Below are 17,119 nucleotides of genomic sequence, written 5' to 3'. Positions count from 1 at the left end.
ACGACATCCCATCGGCGGTCACCCGCCATCCGCGCGAGGCCAGCCATCGGGCGTCACCACCCTCACCGCAACTCAGATCCGGGGCAGTGCCCGGCACCAGGGCGCTGATCTCCCGCCCAAGCAGTGGGTTCGGGTTGCCGCTCCAGACTCGTTCGCTGACGCCGTGGCGCTCTTCTCAGGACTGGGTCGGTCCTGGTGCCTCAGCGTCGCCTGGTCTTGGAGACCATGGTCTTCCACACGCTGTTCCAGGACACTGAAACCACAGTGAAACCGTACTGAATGCGACCTGCTGCAACCTCTGCGGCATGACGACAACGACACCGCACTCACTCGCCATCACGGCCAGGGGGATGCGCAAGGCCTACGGGGAGAAGACGGTCCTCGACGGCATCAACCTGGCGGTGCCGACCGGCACGGTCTTCGCGCTGCTCGGGCCGAACGGTGCCGGCAAGACCACCGCCGTGAAGATCCTCTCCACCCTCATCACCGCCGATGGCGGAGAGGCCAAGGTCGGCGGCCACGACCTGGCCACCGACCCGCAGGCCGTCCGGGCAACGATCGGCGTCACCGGACAGTTCTCCGCCGTCGACGGCCTGATCACCGGCGAGGAGAACATGCTCCTCATGGCGGATCTGCACCATCTCTCCCGGCGCGAGGGACGCCGTACCACCGCGGAACTCCTGGAGCGCTTCGACCTCACCGACGCCGCGAAGAAGCCCGCCGCCACCTACTCCGGCGGCATGAAACGCCGCCTCGACCTCGCCATGACCCTGGTCGGCAACCCGCGGATCATCTTCCTCGACGAACCGACCTCCGGCCTCGACCCACGCAGCCGCCACAACATGTGGGACATCATCCGCGATCTCGTCACCAGCGGTGTCACCGTCTTCCTCACCACCCAGTACCTCGAAGAAGCCGACCAACTAGCTGACCGCATCGCCGTGCTCAATGACGGCAAGATCGCCGCCGAGGGCACCGCCGACGAACTCAAACGACTCATCCCCGGCGGCCACATCCGACTCCGCTTCACCGACCCCGCCGCCTACCAGGCCGCCCACCTCGCCCTCAGCGAGGTCACCAGGGACGACGAAGCCCTCTCCCTCCAGATCCCCAGCGACGGCAGCCAACGCGAACTGCGCTCCCTCCTCGACTGGCTGGACGCGGCCGACATCGAGGCCGACGAACTCACCGTGCACACCCCCGACCTCGACGACGTGTTCTTCGCCCTCACCAGCAACACCAACATCCCCACCCAGTCCAAGGAGAACGCCCGATGAGCTCCCTCACCCACGCCGTACGCGACTCGAACACCATGCTGCGCCGCAACCTCCTGCACGCCCGGCGCTACCCCTCGCTCACGCTGAACATCCTGCTCACGCCGATCGTCCTGCTGCTGCTCTTTGTCTATGTCTTCGGCGAAGTGATGAGCGCGGGAATCGGTGGCAGCGGAGCCGATCGCTCCGACTACATCGCCTACCTGGTGCCGGGCATCCTGCTGATGACGATTGGCGCCACCCCGGCTGGGACTGCGGTGTCCGTCTCCATGGACATGACCGAGGGCATCATCGCCCGCTTCCGCACGATGGCGATCCACCGCGGCTCCGTGCTCGTCGGGCACGTCGTCGGAAGCGTGTTGCAATCGGTCATCAGCGTGGTCCTCGTCGGTGCCGTCGCCGTGGCCATCGGCTTTCGGTCCAGCAATGCCACGGCCCTGGAGTGGATCGCGGCATTTGGCCTCCTCGTACTGGTCGCCCTGGCGCTCACCTGGATCGCGGTGGGGATGGGCATGGCCAGCCCGAATCCCGAAGCTGCCAGCAACAACGCGCTGCCACTGATGATCCTTCCGCTTATCTCCAGCGCCTTCGTCCCCATCAACGCCATGCCGGGCTGGTTCCAGCCGATCGCCGAGTACCAACCGTTCACCCCTGCCATCGAAACCCTGCGTGGCCTGCTGCTCGGCAGCGAGATCGGCACCAACGGGTGGACCACGATCGTCTGGTGCCTGGCGCTTTCCGCTCTCGGCTACCGCTGGTCGACGGCGCAGTTCAACCGCGATCCGCGATGAGCGCGCGGGCTGCCTCCCACAGCTCGTCCCGCTCCAGGGCGGTGTACTCCGACACCGCGTCGGTGTACGCCGCGCCGACAGCGTGCCCGGCGCCCTCGACGGCCAGCCGGGCGTGGGCCGCCGACATCGTCGGTTGGAACTCGCGTAGCACCCGAAGCCGTTCGGCCAGCGCGATCATCCGTACGGCACCGGCGTCGCCGGACGCGAGCCCCGCCCTACCAAGGGCGTGCAGCACCGTTCCGAACACGGGGAGCTCCATGGGCGAGCGGGGCGGACCGGAGAGCAGGGTTCGCAGCCCCTGACGCAACCGGTCCAGCGGTTGAGCGACCAACTCAAGCCTGCCGGCGTGCGCGTGCGCCGTCACCGCCGCCGACTGGATCTGAAGCGCCCACGGGTCGAGCCAGGGGTCGCCGCTCTGCATCGAGCCGGCCTTGGGAATCCGCTCCACGGCGCTGCGCCACAGGCCGAGCCCGACCTTCACCAGTCCGCGGGCGAGTGCGATCTCGGCGCGCCCGCCGAGGTCCGGGCTGTAGAAGGTGTCCTGGTGCGGGATGGTGTCGCGCTCCGCCTGCTGCTGCCAGTACTCGGCCTCGTCGGGGTCGTCACGCTGTAGGCAGGCGAGGGCGAGGCCCCAGCGGATGCCGATGTAGTCGTGCTCGTCGCCAAGCTGCGGCAGCACCTCAAGCGCTTCCTTCAGGTGCTCGTACGCCGCCTCGCCCTGCCCCGTCCGCAAGCACAGTTCGCTCAGCCGGGAATGACCCATGAGCAGCAGGGACGGGTTGTCCACCGGAGCCAGTGCGGCGATCATCCGGCGGGCCGAGGCGAGCGCGCGATCGATGTCGTGCTCGTACTCCCAGAGGTAGCTGGCGATGCACTCGGCGATGCCGGCGACGAGCGGCTGCTGATCGTCGCAGAGGTTGCGCAGCACGTCGTAGTCGGGAGGCAGCATCTCGGGAACCGCGCTCAGTACCACCGCAACGGCCCGCAGCAGCGTGTCCGGCGGGGCCGGGGGCAGCCGCCGGAGGGTGACGAGTTGGCGTACGGCGCGCAGGCCGTAGCCCATCAACAGACCTGCCATGCACAACGTTGCTGCGGCACGGGCGACTTCGACGTACTCGGGCTCTGGGTAGTAGTGCGACAGCGCCGAGCCGGTGTCTTCGGCCAGGGCGGAGAGGCGCGGAAAGTTGGAGTCGGTGGACCACAGAGCGGCGAGGACGGCGGTGAGGGCGGCGATGCTGGGGCCATCGGTACGAGCCAGGGCGTGCCGCAGGGCCAGCACGAGGTTGTCCTGCTCGGTCCTCGTCCGCTCCCAGGCGGCCAGCCGATCCGAGCAGAAGAGCACGTCGTGGTGGGCGACCCCGAAGTCCCTCGCCCAGGCAAGGAACCGGTCGATGGCCTCCTCATTCTCGCCCGCCTCCACACACCGGGCCGCGCTGAACTCCCGTACGGTCTCCAGCATCCAGAACCGCACACCGGCCGGGGTGTCGGCGACGGTGAGCAGTGACTGGTCGGCCAACTGCTCCAGGAGGAACAACGCATCGTCGCCAAGGACCTGCTCAGCCGCTTCGCCCGAGAAGCCGCCGGGGAAGACGGACAGCAAGCGCAGCGCCGCCCGTGCGTCATCCGCGAGGAGGTTCCAGCTCCACTCCACGACCGCGTGCAGTGTGCGGTGCCGCTCTGGCGCGCCCCTCACCCCGCCGCGCAACAGCGCGAACCGGTCGCCGAGGCGCCGGGCGATCTCCGGTACCGAAAGCACCCGCACCCGTGCAGCGGCCAGCTCCACGGCGAGCGGCAGCCCGTCGAGGTGGCGGCCCAGCTCGGCCACCGCCTCCGGGGGCAGTTGCACGCCGGGCCGGGCGGCCCTGGCCCGCTGGGTGAACAGTTCGACCGAGGTGTCGAGCCCGAGCTCCGGCAGCGGGTACACGGCCTCCGATGTCAGGCCAAGAGGGGCCCGGCTGGTGGTGAGGACCCGCAGATCCTTCGCTCCGGAGATCAGGGCCTGCACGAGGTCGGCTGCACCCTGGATGACCTGCTCGCAGTTGTCGAGCACCAGCAGTGCGGGCCCGGAGCCGAGTACGCCGAGGATGCCAAAGACCGGGTGGGCCGGGGCAAGGCCGCTGAGGGTGCCGGGTCGCCCCTCGCCCGCACCGAGTGCGGAGGCCACCTCCGCGGCCACGTCCGCGTCCGCTGTGACCCCGGCGAGCGGCACGAAATACACCACGAGCTGCTCGGCCCGGCGGCTGACGGCATGAGCGAGCCGGGTCTTGCCGAGGCCCCCTGGGCCGAGGATGGTGACAGTGCGGGAGGCACGCAGTAGTCGCTCCACCGCCGCAATGTCGTCGTCCCGACCCAGTAGCTGATTCGGCTCATGCGGCACGCCGTGCTTGACCACGGGCGCCTCGCCCCGCAGCAGTTCCCGCTGTACGGCCTTGAGTCCGGCGCCCGGCTCCGTGCCGAGCTCGTCGCGCAGCTCACGCCGGTACGCCTCATACCGCATCAGCGCTGCCGACGGCCCCACCGTCGCCGCCTGGCCGCGCAGCAATTCGGCCAGCGCCTCTTCGTCGCGCGGATGCTCGGCCACGGCCACCGCCAGCGGCCTGGCCGCCTCCGCGTGCCGTCCGAGGCGGGCGAGCGCGAGCGCCTGCGCACGTACGAGGGTCCCGTGGAAGGGTGCCCGCTCGGTACGCAACGCGGCTACGGGGTCGTTGGTGTCGCCGGCCGTGTCCGGGGTGCCCTCCCACAGTGCGAGTCCGGCCTCGGCCGCCGCCAGTGATCCCGCGTGGTCGCCGGCCCTTGCTCGGTCCGCGCTCGTGGCGGCGTGCAGCAGCAGGGCGGAGCTGTCGATTTGTTCTTCGGCGAGTGCGAGCCGGTATCCGGTCGGCGTGCTGACGACGACGTCGGCGCCCAGTTGCGCCCGGGCCCTGGACACGAGGACCTGTACTGCCTTTTCTGGCCGCTGTGGCAACTCATCCGGCCACAGCCCCGCCACGAGCCGCTCGGTGCTACAGCCGGCCCGCACGTCGCGTGCGAGCAACGCGAGGAGACAGCGGAGCCGGGGTGCGGTGACCTCCAGTTGGCGATAGGCGACGCGAGGCAGCAGAGTCAGATCGGTGGTCACTCGTGCACACTAGCCAAGGCTGCCGACCGTGCGGAGGTCAGTGAGACAGACGATCGTGTCGAGGGGGCACGGCGACGCACTGCGCACTCACCCGCTCAACAACACATTCTGCGATGGCGAGTTCGCCCCGCTTGGCCCCGCTCCTCTGCCCCAGCAGTCCCCGGCAGAGTCCCCCGTGACGTTGATTGCTTGTGCGGGGCGGCTGGCGCCCAGAACGTGGTGTTCGGCCTCAACAGTAGGGGGCGCGAGAACTGCGACTCTGCCCGGAGCCATGAGCCGCACCATCAGCTACGCCCCAACCGGCCCGACAACCAGCGTCGCGTGCCCCTGAGGTGTCGCCGTTCGGCCATCTTGCCCATGTCGTAGTAGCGGCCGGGAAGGGTGGCCAGTGTCATTGCCGAGTTCGTCGGCGAAGGCGGTCCGGTCGTGCTGCGGAGGTGAGCCGGCCCTCGGCGTTGTGGGACGGGGCGCGAGCATATGGATCAGGCGGGTCGTGGTGACCGGCGGGAGCGGGGCGACGCTGCGGCGGGTGCGGCACTCGTTCGTCAACCGGGCCAATTGCGCACAGCCTTGCGCAAGTCGGTCAGTGCTTTCACCGTCACCGCGACGTGCTCGATGTGCTTCACACCGCCGCCCAAGAATCGGCGGCAATGCGCTGTGGGCGCCTCCACTCCGGACAGCGAGTAGATGACCTTGAGGTGGAGGCCTCATGTCTCCGTAGGTGGCTTCGGGGGGCTCTAAGGAGCAACTCCAGACCGTGCCCGGGTCTCTTTTTCAGCGGACCGCAACATCAAGCGATAGAAGCCCTGTGTGGCGATCTAAGGGCCTCTTGTGTGTCAAGTGTAGGGGGGATGGTTGAAATAGTTACACGACCATCAGGGTTGCGCTTAAGGAGCTTCAAGTCGTATCTGTAATGCTCATATTGAGTGTGGTAAACCTGGTTCTCGGTTCTATGGTGAACCTTGCAGAACAGGGACTGGCCGGTCGGCGGGGCCCTGTTCCGACCTCCGTCCGACGCCATGCTGCTCCCGCCCCACTGGGTGGGAGCAGGGTCTTCGACTACCGCAACTGGCTCACCTGGGAAATCTCGGTAACCCACGACAAATTCAAAGAAGACCCCACGAGCACCACCGAAGTCTTCCGCGCCATCACCGCCCGCAACAGCACGCTCCTACCAGCGGTCCGCAGCGGATCACCGCGCGCAGTCTCACCTACACCTACCCCGGCGCCACCACCCCCGCCGTCAACGACGTCGACCTCGACATCCAGCGCGGCGAAGTCATCACCCACCGCCTCGCCAGCACTCGCGCCGCCGAACGCATCCTCGTACTCCGCCAAGGACGCGTCATCCAATCCGGTACGTACACCGAGCTCCTCAACGCAGACGGCGGGCTCTACCAGGAACTACACCAACTGCAGGAAGGACGGGAGTGCTGAAAACCGGAGGTCTAGGTTCCGCACCCGAGTGCGCAACGGGCCCATGAAATGGGCAATGGATGGGCAATTTCGCGATTCCGTGGTCACTCCGTTCCACCGGAGGCCCACCTCAGTCCCCATCTTGGCGGGACACCGAGATGAGATGGCGCAGCAGGGCAGCAGAGAGAGAATCAGGAGCGTCTGTGCGGCCTGCTCGCCATGGCGACGAACCGAACCCGCGCATACGGCAGTGGCACCATGCGGCCGGCGAAGCGATAACACGACTTGTGCACCTTGCGGGTGGTCGTGAATCGAATCGCTTCTGGACTACCGCCGAATGGGGGATCCCTCCCTTGGGACGCCGGCACGCTGGGAGCCGGCGCACACAGGGAGAGGACTCTTCTCATGCTCGCACACACCCGCCTGAGCAGGATCGGCCTAGCGGTCAGCACGGCAGTCGTGCTGACCCTTAGCCTGTCCCCCAACGCGCAGGCCGCCACGGGGACGATTCGGTACTTCGATGTCAACAGTCAAGAGTTCCGGATCTCCAACCCACCGGACAACGTCTGTATCACCCTCCAGGCCCGAGCATCATCGATCACCAACGAGACGAACAAGACGGTGCGCCTCTACCGCAACGGGGGCTGCGACATCTTCGTCTTGGACCTCGCCCCTGGTAGCACGCGGTCCCGTATCGGAGGCCCCCTATCCGTGAGGGTCATCGGCTGAGAACGCGGCAAAAGAGCCTGGAGGACGATGGCCTTTGCTTGCGTCCTCCAGGACAAGGGGGAGATGACCGCCCACCCGGCGAACGTTCAGCCCATCACCCCACCTACAGCGGGCTCGGGCCCGGCCCCTTGCCGCGCTAAGGAACCCCTCCGGTCTCCTCCGAACAGGTTCATCGGGTGCTGCGGGCACTACACCGCTATGCCCTGATCACCTGCAGCACGCGGCTGAGCCGCGTGCGGTGCGGATTCATGCCCTCACCGCCCGCGCAGTCCGGGAGAGCATTGCCGATACCCAACTCGCCGCCATCGCGAAGACTTCCGCTGATCCCTTGGTGGAGCTCTGCCCCAACCCCGATCAGCTCCATGCTGGCCTCGCCGCCACACTCCGAACCAACACCGACCTACTTGCCGAGCACTCCGGTGACCACCTCTGGCACCGGGAAGGCCACAGGGTCTTGTTCCGGGCTGGGGTAAGCCTTCTGGATGCGGGTCTGATGACCACCGCGTCTGACTACTGGCGACACATGATGGACCGCAGCGAGTGCCTCCTCGGGGTCGACCACCTCACGACCCTCGCCGTCCGCAGCAACCTCGCCACCTCTCTACTGGCAGGTAGAACGGCTTGAGGAAGCCGTCCACCTCGAAGAGCAGGTCCTTGCCGATACCGAGCGCATCCTCGGGCGGGAGCACCCGAACACCCTCGCCGTCCGCAACAATCTCATCACCTGCTACCGGCAAGTAGGACGTATCGAAGACGCCACCCGCCTCCAAGAGTGGTGACTGCCCGGATTTGACCCAGCGTTGTGTGTTGAGACAGGAGCCGTGCTCCGTGTCGCGGCTAACGATCAGCGGGCTCACTCCGAGGTTCCCAACCAGCCGACGGTACTTGTCGTGGTTGTAGCCGCAGTCACCGAGCACCATGTCAGGGCAGCGTCGGGGCCTGCCGCGCTTAACTCGCACGGGCGGTTTCGCCTGGAGAAGGGGTATGAGTTGGGTGACATCGCTGCGGTTGCCCGCCGGTCAGGGTGGTGGAGAGCGGGACGCCAGTGGTGTCGGTGATCAAGTGGCGCTTGCTGCCCGGTCTGCCCCGGTCGACCAGGACGTCGTCCGGCCTTTGCTCCCCCTTTGAGGCCCGGATATGGAAGCCGTCGACCGCAGCCTGGGAGAAAACCAGGGTGTTCGCGCCGCGAAGCTTCGAGAGGAGGACCTCATCCAACCGGGGCCAGTGGCCTTCACTCTGCCTCTACGCTGAGGGTTAGGCTTGCATCCCGGCGACCTCGTTCACGCTGCGCGGAATCTGCCGTCGGCAGAGGAGCCAGGGGCATTCGCGGGCCCCGCGCTAGCGTCGGATCATGGAACTCACCCAGGTCGCCCATGCCATCTGGCAGTTGGCCTTCCCCGTCGGGCACGTCTACTTCGTGCGTCTGCCGGACGGTTACGGTCTGATCGACACTGCCATGCCGGGGTCCGCCCCCGCGATCCTCGATGCTCTGACGCAGCTCGGCGGCCACTCACAGGACCTGCGGCAGATCGTGCTCACTCACTCTCACATCGACCATATGGGCTCAGCTGCGGATCTCGTCGCCGCCACCGGGGCTCGCGTCTTGGCGGGCGCTGTGGACGCCCCGTATATCCGCGGCACGGCACCCGAACCCCAACCGGTGTGCACGGCCTCGGAACGCGTGCTTCATGAGCAGATCGTGGCGGGCTTCTCCGAAGCGTACGTCCGGCCCCTGCACCATGTGCCGGTGGATGTGGAACTGCACGACGCAGACACCATTGATGACTGGGGCGAGCCCGTCCGTATCTTGCACGTGCCGGGACACACCCCGGGGAGCATCGCGCTACACCTCCCCTCCAGCGGTGTGCTGTTCCCGGGTGACATCGTCGCCACCGTGGAGGGCCGGGCAATCCTCGGCCCTTTCAACGTGAACAGGGAGCAGGCTATTGCCTCCTTCAGGCGGCTGGCCTCGCTGGAGGTCGAAGCACTATGCGTCCCGCACGGCGAGCCGGTGTTCCGGGGCGCGAGCGAAATGCTGCGGGCGGCAACTCCGGAGAATGACTGGGTGTGAGCTCAACACAAGTCAATCCATCACACAGGCAATTGGAGGAGTGACGCCCCGACACCGCAAGAGTGCGAACGTCGATCACCTCCGAAGCAACCGCGGCCGTTGTTTGTTGGGGTCGCGGGGACCGGCGCGGGGGTCGCCAGGGAGTACGGCCTGCCGTCCGTTCTCTTGGCACTTGAGGAGGATGTCGGCGAAGCTGAGGGTGTTTCCTCCCGCGCCGACGGTGATCACGTCCGTGCCCGGGCCCACCGCCTCAACCTGGGGCGGCACCGGCGGGAAGGGGTAGTCGGGGCCTTCGGAGAAGGGCGGCGCGTTACGGCCGATCGGCTGCTGGGCCCGGAAGGTGACGTCCTCGATCGTGGCTGCGTCGCAGCTGACATTGGTCAGTTCGATGAGCGAGCTGAGGTCCCGGTCGATGACCTGGGGGTAGGACTGGTCGGTGCGCTGGCAGCCGTTCCTCGGGTACTCGAAACCGTCACCGGCGGCGTCAATGCACGGCCGGCCTGCCGCTGATCAGCCAGAGCTCTTCGAGGCAGGTGAGGAGATCGCCCTAGTGCTCGGTTCCTCAAACGGTGTACACATAGCGGCGTCGTAGTCGGCGGGTAGGTGGTGGTGGCCTGCCCCATATCCATGGCCGTGCGCGCTGGTTGAGTTGGGTGGTGGCGAGGGCGGTGGCCTGATCGATCTCTGGTGGGCCTGCGAAGGACTTGCCGGCGAGGGCGGCTTTGCGGAAGATGCGCCACCAGCCTTCCTGGAGGTTGAGCCAGCAGGCGCCGACGGGGATGAAGACGTGACGGATGCGGGGGTGGTCCTCGAGCCAGGTTCGGGTGGACAGGCTGTTGTGGGAGGACAGATTGTCCGTGATCACGTAGATGACACCCGCCGGGTTCGCCTGCTCGAGCTTCTGCAGGAACTGCTGGTAGAAGACGCTGTTACGGGAGGGCGCGGTCATGGTGACCTGATGCCCGTCCCTGACACGCAGCCCGCCGTAGACCCAGGTCTTCTCTGGTCCGCGGCCGTAGTCGAGTTCTGCTTTGATGCGGTGTCCGTCCGGTGACCAGCTCGGCGCCGGCGGGAAGGTGCGCGGGATCACCGGCCCGAGCTCGTCGGCACAGATGACCGTCGAGCCGACGGGCGGGCAGGTGTACAGGCCGATGATCCGCGTCCTTTTCCCTCGAAGCCCGGATCCTTCGACCGGGTCCAGGACCTGGTGCGGCGCCAGCGGACACCCTCGGCGAGCAGGATCCGTCTGACCTGGGACCGGCTCACCCTGATTCCCTCCTGACGGGCGACCGCGGCGAGGGCGTCAAGTGTCCACTCCGGCGGCCCCGACTCATCCGACGCTTCCAGGTCCCCACCCGGCTGCACCATCAGCCGCCCCGGAGGCGGCGACTTCACCAGACCGATGACCTTTGACCGTTCCCTCTCGGTGATCCGCCGTCTACGGCCCTGGCCCCCGAGGTCCTCCAGGCCCTCCAGACCAGACTGGTTGAACCGGGGCAGCCACCGCCGCACGGTCTTCTCACCACAGCACAGCTCGTACGCGATCCTCGGCACGGTCTCCCCGGCCCAGCTCAGCTCGACCATCCGCGCCCGCATCGCCAGGTCCCTCGGAGCCTTCCTCGATCTCGCCAGCCGCAGGACCATGCCCCGCTCGCCTGTCCTGCCGTCCTGCCGTGCACGTAAGACCATCGCCCGACACCCGCCCCGACCACCGATCCGACACCCGGATACATACCCACCGTTTGAGGAACCGAGCACTAGACCCCGCTGCTCCGGGAGGCCCCCGCTGCCTATTCTGCGCTGTCGCCGAAACACGCAAGGGCGGCGCCCCGCCTCCGCAGATCCAAGGCCGAAAGCGCCGACTTCCCCCACGGCACCACCGCCCCTGAACTCCCATCGTTAAGAGAAGGTGATCCACCTGCCCTCCACCTACGAGCATCTGACCACAGCGGAAGAGCTCCTCCACCAGGCCCGCCAACTGCTCAACGAGGGCCGCAATCATGCGGCCGCCGGCCACACCCAACTCGCGTCGGCCTATCTGGGAGCCGCTGCCGCCCGCGGACGGATCATCCCTGAGCCGCCACCCCTACCGGCAGCGCGCCTGGGACCACTACCGGAATGGTGCGGCACCTGCGACGGCCCCGATCTCGGACTGCGATGGATCCAAGTCACACTGCCCGGAGACGAAGTCCGCATGGCCAAGTGCCCCAACTGCCACCCAGCCGCGCCGCACTACACCCCAGCCACCACAAACGAGGAACCCCTCACCACTTCCCACTCCGGCGAGAACGCTCCCGCGAGCGCACCGTCCTGAAACCGCACCAAAAACCAGCGAGGGCAACCCACCGCGCGCGTCGACACAGGGCTACCCCACACACTTCGGATAGGCGCGGCGGTCAGTCTCGGTTCTGAACGTTCCCTCATCTTCATTCACCTACTACTCAGTATCAGCTGGTCCGTAAGACCGGAAAGCCGAAGCCGGTTGTTCAATGATCAGAACGGTAAGACCAAGTAGTACCAGGCTGATACGAGGTGTAGACGGTGGTTGGATGGCCAGTGTTCCACGCTCTGACGTTGGCGGGCCGCCCGGCCGAGGTAGTGGGCAGTTGGCTGATGTGGGAGTGAGACGCGATGGGGGAGAGGCAGGGCAGCTGTGGCTGACCGGAGTTCGATTGAGTGGACAGAAGCGACATGGAACCCGACCACGGGATGCGACCAGGTGAGGTGACCCCCGGAGTGTGGACACAGGGGTTCATGCTGTGAGTTGGAGTTTAGCTGTCTTGTGGTGCTGCTGTTCGAACTCGATCGGGGAGAGGTAGTCGAGCGCGCTGTGGCGTCGGCGGGTGTTGTAGTAGGTGAGCCACCGGAAGATTTCCTGTCTCGCCTGTTGCATCGTCGAGAACAGCTTCCCGTGCATCGTCTCTCGCTTCAGGCCCTGCCAGAAACTCTCCGCGAGGGCATTGTCGTAGCTCGAGCCGACCCTTCCCATGCTCCTGCGGATGCCGTACCGGTCGCAGACCTGGGCGAACGCGGCGGACGTGTATTGCGATCCGCGGGCCGCGACCGCGGCCTAGTACTGCAACGGTCTTTGTCGTGGCGGTGTGTCGTCTTTGGGTGGTGTGTTGCCGCGTCGTTTGTAGTGGCTGATGCGGGCCTGGAACTGGCGTCGGCGTCGCCAGTGTGACCAGTGCAGGACGTGGTCGACGCTTGGGCGGACGTCGTAGCGGCGGACCTGGTAGTCGTCCAGACCGCACTCCTGCTGCGCGGTCTGGAAGCATTCCTCGACTGCCCACCGGGTGCCGGCGACGCGGATCAGTTCGTCGAGTGTGGTCTCGGCCGGGCAGCAGGCGATGTAGATAGGAGATCTCTTCCGGCCTGCGGATGCTGCGGCGGGCGATCACCCAGTGCCGGCGGTCCTCGCGGTGCCAGGGCCGGACCTCCACCCTGGCCCAGTCGTAGACGCGTGGCCCGTGGGCACCGTTCCCGCAGGAGCGGTGCCTCCACTTCTGCCGGGGCAGCCCGGGGAACAGATCGCGGACCGGGTGGTCCATGGCCCAGCGGGTGACGACGGTGTCGTGCCGGGTGGTGGCCATGACGTGGAAGACATCCCCTCGCTCCAGCTCGGACCGCCAGCCTTTGGAGAAGCCGTAGGCGGCGTCCGCGGTCACCCACCGGAACGGGATCTTCTCGGCGATCGCCCGGCGGACCATGGCCTTGGCCGTCACCACCTTCGTCTCGAAGGCGACTGTGTCGCCGATTCCGGCGGCCCGGCAGCGTTCGCGGTCATGGGCTGATGCCGGTTGTGGCAGTGGGGTGATCGCCCGGCTGCTACGGCGGTGGAGCGGGCCGGACGCGGAGTACGCATGGTGGAACCGACCGACATCCGGTCCCTGTGCCCCGGCGGGAAGGACCCGTTCCGATGCCCCAGCCGCTGATATCCCTGGGCGCGAAGCGTCACCGCGCCGACCGTCGGCGCAGCGCCCGCGTGACGCGGGCCGCCGTTCTGTGCGGGCTGGCCGCCGCCTTGCTGGTGGGGGCTGGCGCGTCTCCTGCTGTATCGGCCGTCGGCGGGCGTCTGGGGGCGGTGGAGTGCAGTACGCAGGCGGGGCCGTATCAGGCGGTGGTCGAGCGTCACCTCGGGCTTGCTGCGGACGGGGTCCAGACGCCTGCCGACTGTGCCGCCGTGCAGCGGCTACAGGAGAGGAACGGCCTTGTTCCGGCCTCGGGGTACGCCGGGGTGGAGACCTGGAGGATGGTCCAGTACGAGGAGGCGCGTGCCGATCCCGCCAGCCTTACCGGCTGCCCCCGTGACGTCACGCTCGTCGTCTGTATCGATCTCGCTCGGCAGGTGCTTTGGGTGTGGGACGGCAGGCGGGTGGTCTTCGGGCCCGTGCCTGTACGGACCGGGTCGGGCGAGTTCCCCACTCGTACCGGACGGCAGCGGATCTACGAGCGGGTCGAGGAACAGTGGTCCGATCTCTACGACGCGCCGATGCCGTTCAGCCAGTTCTTCAACGGCGGCCAGGCCCTGCACGCCAGCTATCGAACGATCTGGGAGGAGCCCGGTTCCCACGGATGTGTCAATCTCCGCTATGACGATGCCGAACGCCTGTGGAATGGCTTGCGGCTCGGTGACACGGTCTATGCCTGGGGGACCCGTACGGCCTGACCTACGTTGTACCGCCTGACACCTGACGACTCCCTCCGGGAATGCCGGGGGAGCCGTCAGCGTGCGGGCTGCAGTCTGTCTTCAATCATTCTGGGTGAGGTCGTGGACCGAGCCGCTGCCTAGGCGGCTCGCTGCATCTCCGGTGGTGTGGCGGTCAGGGCGACTTCCACGCTCTCCCGCGTGCCCCAACCGTTGTCCTTGAGGGTCGCGAGCGAGTACAGCCGTACCCAGAGCAGGAGGGTCAGGTGCAGCAGCGCGTACAGGGGTGCGAGGAGGAAGGTGCCCAGGCGCTCCGCCCAGGGCATGCCGTTGGGGTGGTCGGCTTCCAGGTAGCGCACCGAGCGGGCGTAGCCCACGAGCATGGCGTAGACGAGATACAGGAGCAGGATGTGGGCGTTCGCGTGGATGGGGGTGAGCACGAGCGCGATCAGGAGCAGGGTGGTGAAGCTGATCCAGGAGGTGAGTTCGAGCAGGGAGAGCCAGAAGGCCGGCCTGCCCGCGGGGGCGGTCTTGACGGCCCAGAGGGACTCGCGGACGAACGACTTGTTCCAGCGGATCTGCTGGCGCAGATAGTGGCCCAGGGTTTCGGGGACCAGTGTCCGGGCGAGGGCGGTGGGCTGGAGGAGGACGCGGCCGGTCTGGAGACAGTAGTTGGTCATCCGGCGGTCGTCGCCGAAGGTCGCCGCGCGGCCCAGGAAGCGCTGGGTGAGGAAGTCGTCGAGGTTGGCCCGGATGACCTCGGCGCGGTAGAAGGCGAGCGAGCCGCAGCAGCACAGCACCGAGCCGAGCAGGGAGTAGGCGGCCCGTTCGTAGAGGAACGCGTTGGCGTAGCGCAGGTCGATCAGCCGGGTGAGCAGGTTGGTGCGGGCGTTGAGCGCGCCGACCAGCCCGGTGACCGCGTTGACGTCCGGGGAGACGAAGGGGAGGGTGCCCTCGTCGACCGCGGCCTCGTCGAGGACGGTGTCGGAGTCGACGCCGAGGAAGATGTCCGCCTCGGGGTGGGCGCGGAAGCCCGCGGCCAGGGCGTGGCGCTTGCCCCGGTTGGCGGGGAAGGCGATGACCTGGTAGCCGATCCCGGCGCGGGCGAACGCCTCGGTGACGGCCGCCGAGCGGGCGTGGTCGAGGGCGCGCGGGTCGGCGGAGTGGTCGTCGACGACCACCAGGTTCTGGGGCGGCCTGGTCTGGCGCAGCAGGGAGTCCAGGCAGCGGGCGAAGGTCATGGGGTCTTCGTTGTAGACCGTGATCACCGCGGTGACGCTCAGCGCCCGTGCCCGCGCCCGTTCTTCGGGCGTGGGGGTCTTGGGCCGGTGGAGGAGGGATGCGGTGAGCTTGGTGGCCAGCAGGGTGAAGACCGCGATGCCGTAGATGCTCAGATCGGTGCCGTCGAGGTAGAGGACCAGTCCGAGAGCGGCGGCCATCGCGGCCGCCGAGGGAAACCACTTCATGTCTCAGCCCCTGCCGTCTGCGCGGTGGGCGTGAACCCGGGTGACGACCAGGCCTGAACCGACGCTGACGAGCAGCAGAGCGACCAGCCACCAGGGCAGTACCACGGAGCCGATGACGAGCGCTCCTGAGCCCGTCGCGGCGAGATGATTGTCGTACACGAGATCCTCCGCGGGTCTCTATGAGAGGGGCGGGGATGGCCCCTCGGAGGTCGGGCGGCCGGCCCTGCGGACCACGGAAGAGGTTCCTGCGCGGATCATGACCGGTCGGCGAGCGGGCATATCCTGACATGAGAATGTGGTTATATGTGAGAAATGCAGAGTTCGCCATTCCTGGTGCACCAGGTGGGGGACCGCCAGGCGGGTGCGGCGGGCGCAGGCCGCCGCGACACACGGCGATACACGAACTGACGAGACGTCAGGAACTAGTGTCGGGTGCCGTGCGACTCGTCCTTCTCACCGTGGTGGTCGGCCTGGCCATCGTGGCCGGCCTCATCGAGCTGCTGCGCCGACGGCAACTCCGCGAGAAATACGCGGTCCTGTGGCTCGTCACAGCCGTGTTCGTGGTGGTGCTGTCCGTCTTCCCCAGCGCCCCCGATCTCATCGCCCACCTTCTCGGCATCAGAAACGGCATCAGCCTGGTGCTGTTCCTCAGTGTGGTCTTCCTGCTGGCCGTCTGTATGCATCTGACATGGGAGGCCAGCCGACAGGACGAGAGGACGCGCATCCTCTCCGAGGAGATCGCACTCATCAGGCTGGAGCAGGACGCCCTGGCGCGGCCGCCCGGCCCCGTGCGGCGGGATCCCGTCCTGCTGGTCCCGAGCCCCGACGGACGCCATGGCAACGACGACTGAACGGCGCGTCCTCGTCGTCGTACCGGCCCTCAACGAGGCCGACTGCATCCCCGCCGTCATCGCCGAGGTGCGTACAGCTCTCCCGTCCGCGGACGTCCTCGTCGTCGACGACGGCTCGACCGACAGGACCGCGGCCCGCGCCCGCGAGGCCGGGGCGCGCGTCGCCTCCCTCCCGTACAACCTCGGTGTCGGCGGGGCCATGCGGCTCGGATACCGCTACGCGTCGGCGCGCGACTACGACAGCGTCGTCCAGATCGACGCCGACGGCCAGCACGACCCCTGCTATGTATCGGCCCTGCTCGACCGTCTCGACACGGGCGCCGACCTGGTGATCGGCGCCCGCTTCGCCGGTGAGGGCGACTACGCCGTCAGCGGGCCCAGACGCTGGATGATGCTCCTCCTCAGTACGGTGCTGTCCCGGCTGGCCGGGACGCGGCTGACCGACGTCACCTCGGGGATGCGGGCCGCGTCCCGGCCGGTGGTGGAACTGTTCGCGGCCCAGTACCCGGTGGAGTACCTCGGCGACACGGTCGAAACGCTGGCCATGGCGGCCCGGCGCGGCTTCGCGGTACGCCAGGTGCCCGTGGCCATGCGGGCGCGGGCGGGCGGGCGGCCCAGCCAGCGGCCCTTCCGAGCCTGTCTCTACCTCGCGCGGGCGCTCCTGGTCGTACTCCTCGCCCTGATCCGGCGCTAGTGCTCTGACCGTGTTGGTCTACCGGGTTCTTGCCCCCGCTGGGGCCAGGGCCGGTTGGATG

Annotated in this window: 14 protein-coding genes and 3 pseudogenes; 9 read left to right on the top strand and 8 right to left on the bottom strand. The window is 67.7% G+C overall.

Annotated features, from left to right (window positions below; translation table 11 throughout):
* Positions 1 to 305 precede the first annotated feature (305 nt).
* Positions 306 to 1,277: an ATP-binding cassette domain-containing protein gene (locus tag NBG84_RS00085; protein ID WP_250917098.1), complete on the top strand. Its 972-nt coding sequence runs from the start codon at positions 306 to 308 to the stop codon at positions 1,275 to 1,277.
* Entirely contained in the window at positions 1,274 to 2,065 is a 792-nt protein-coding gene (locus NBG84_RS00080; RefSeq protein WP_250917097.1) for an ABC transporter permease, read from the top strand. The genes NBG84_RS00085 and NBG84_RS00080 overlap by 4 nt, the downstream gene beginning before the upstream one ends.
* Here the strand turns inward: NBG84_RS00080 and NBG84_RS00075 are convergent.
* On the bottom strand, positions 2,046 to 5,183 hold the full coding sequence (locus NBG84_RS00075) for an ATP-binding protein (protein WP_250917096.1): 3,138 nt from the start codon (positions 5,181 to 5,183) through the stop codon (positions 2,046 to 2,048). The genes NBG84_RS00080 and NBG84_RS00075 overlap by 20 nt on opposite strands.
* Positions 5,184 to 6,242: 1,059 nt before the next feature.
* Complete coding sequence (locus NBG84_RS00070) at positions 6,243 to 6,521, bottom strand: hypothetical protein (RefSeq protein ID WP_250917095.1); 279 nt, start codon at positions 6,519 to 6,521, stop codon at positions 6,243 to 6,245.
* A 483-nt stretch (positions 6,522 to 7,004) separates the two neighbouring features.
* On the opposite strand from NBG84_RS00070, the gene NBG84_RS00065 reads away from it, so the two are divergent.
* From NBG84_RS00065 to NBG84_RS00055, 3 genes and pseudogenes are all read left to right on the top strand, one after another.
* The gene (locus NBG84_RS00065; RefSeq protein ID WP_250917094.1) at positions 7,005 to 7,328 is read left to right on the top strand and encodes a hypothetical protein; all 324 of its coding nucleotides are present in this window, start codon (positions 7,005 to 7,007) and stop codon (positions 7,326 to 7,328) included.
* Between the two features lie 644 nt (positions 7,329 to 7,972).
* Positions 7,973 to 8,107: pseudogene (locus NBG84_RS41410) on the top strand (hypothetical protein); the annotation flags it as partial.
* Between the two features lie 572 nt (positions 8,108 to 8,679).
* The gene (locus tag NBG84_RS00055) at positions 8,680 to 9,399 is read left to right on the top strand and encodes an MBL fold metallo-hydrolase (RefSeq protein ID WP_250917092.1); all 720 of its coding nucleotides are present in this window, start codon (positions 8,680 to 8,682) and stop codon (positions 9,397 to 9,399) included.
* Positions 9,400 to 9,961: 562 nt separating this feature from the next.
* On the opposite strand, the gene NBG84_RS00050 is transcribed toward NBG84_RS00055, so the two are convergent.
* Together NBG84_RS00050 and NBG84_RS00045 are read right to left on the bottom strand one after the other, a co-directional pair.
* Complete coding sequence (locus tag NBG84_RS00050; protein WP_250917091.1) at positions 9,962 to 10,489, bottom strand: transposase; 528 nt, start codon at positions 10,487 to 10,489, stop codon at positions 9,962 to 9,964.
* Positions 10,486 to 11,088, bottom strand: coding sequence for a helix-turn-helix domain-containing protein (locus NBG84_RS00045; protein ID WP_250917090.1), 603 nt, complete (start codon positions 11,086 to 11,088; stop codon positions 10,486 to 10,488). The genes NBG84_RS00050 and NBG84_RS00045 overlap by 4 nt, the downstream gene beginning before the upstream one ends.
* A 220-nt stretch (positions 11,089 to 11,308) precedes the next feature.
* Between NBG84_RS00045 and NBG84_RS00040 the strand changes: the two genes are divergently transcribed.
* A complete protein-coding gene (locus NBG84_RS00040) occupies positions 11,309 to 11,713 on the top strand; it encodes a hypothetical protein (RefSeq protein WP_250917089.1) in 405 nt (134 codons plus the stop codon).
* A 438-nt stretch (positions 11,714 to 12,151) separates the two neighbouring features.
* Here NBG84_RS00040 and NBG84_RS00035 read toward each other — a convergent pair.
* Both NBG84_RS00035 and NBG84_RS00030 read right to left on the bottom strand, forming a co-directional pair.
* A pseudogene (locus NBG84_RS00035) lies at positions 12,152 to 12,454 on the bottom strand (integrase core domain-containing protein); the annotation flags it as partial.
* 165 nt (positions 12,455 to 12,619) lie between these two features.
* A pseudogene (locus NBG84_RS00030) lies at positions 12,620 to 13,184 on the bottom strand (IS701 family transposase); the annotation flags it as partial.
* 134 nt (positions 13,185 to 13,318) lie between these two features.
* Between NBG84_RS00030 and NBG84_RS00025 the strand changes: the two are divergent.
* Positions 13,319 to 14,068: a L,D-transpeptidase family protein gene (locus NBG84_RS00025; RefSeq protein WP_250917088.1), complete on the top strand. Its 750-nt coding sequence runs from the start codon at positions 13,319 to 13,321 to the stop codon at positions 14,066 to 14,068.
* 119 nt (positions 14,069 to 14,187) lie between these two features.
* Here the strand turns inward: NBG84_RS00025 and NBG84_RS00020 are convergent, their stop codons facing one another.
* Positions 14,188 to 15,513, bottom strand: a complete 1,326-nt coding sequence (locus NBG84_RS00020; RefSeq protein ID WP_250917087.1) for a glycosyltransferase — start codon at positions 15,511 to 15,513, stop codon at positions 14,188 to 14,190.
* Positions 15,514 to 15,516: 3 nt separating this feature from the next.
* On the bottom strand, positions 15,517 to 15,672 hold the full coding sequence (locus NBG84_RS00015; RefSeq protein WP_250917086.1) for a hypothetical protein: 156 nt from the start codon (positions 15,670 to 15,672) through the stop codon (positions 15,517 to 15,519).
* Between the two features lie 278 nt (positions 15,673 to 15,950).
* On the opposite strand from NBG84_RS00015, the gene NBG84_RS00010 reads away from it, so the two are divergent.
* Complete coding sequence (locus tag NBG84_RS00010; protein WP_250917085.1) at positions 15,951 to 16,364, top strand: DUF2304 domain-containing protein; 414 nt, start codon at positions 15,951 to 15,953, stop codon at positions 16,362 to 16,364.
* Positions 16,348 to 17,058 carry a glycosyltransferase family 2 protein gene (locus NBG84_RS00005; RefSeq protein ID WP_250917084.1) on the top strand — a complete coding sequence of 237 codons (711 nt, stop codon included), beginning with the start codon at positions 16,348 to 16,350 and terminating at the stop codon, positions 17,056 to 17,058. The genes NBG84_RS00010 and NBG84_RS00005 overlap by 17 nt, the downstream gene beginning before the upstream one ends.
* The last annotated feature ends 61 nt before the right edge of the window (positions 17,059 to 17,119 follow it).

The sequence above is a fragment of the Streptomyces albipurpureus genome (assembly GCF_023701525.1).
GTDB lineage: Bacteria > Actinomycetota > Actinomycetes > Streptomycetales > Streptomycetaceae > Streptomyces > Streptomyces albipurpureus.
Note: the sequence above shows the minus strand (reverse complement) of the source record. Positions and strands in the feature narration are given on the sequence as shown.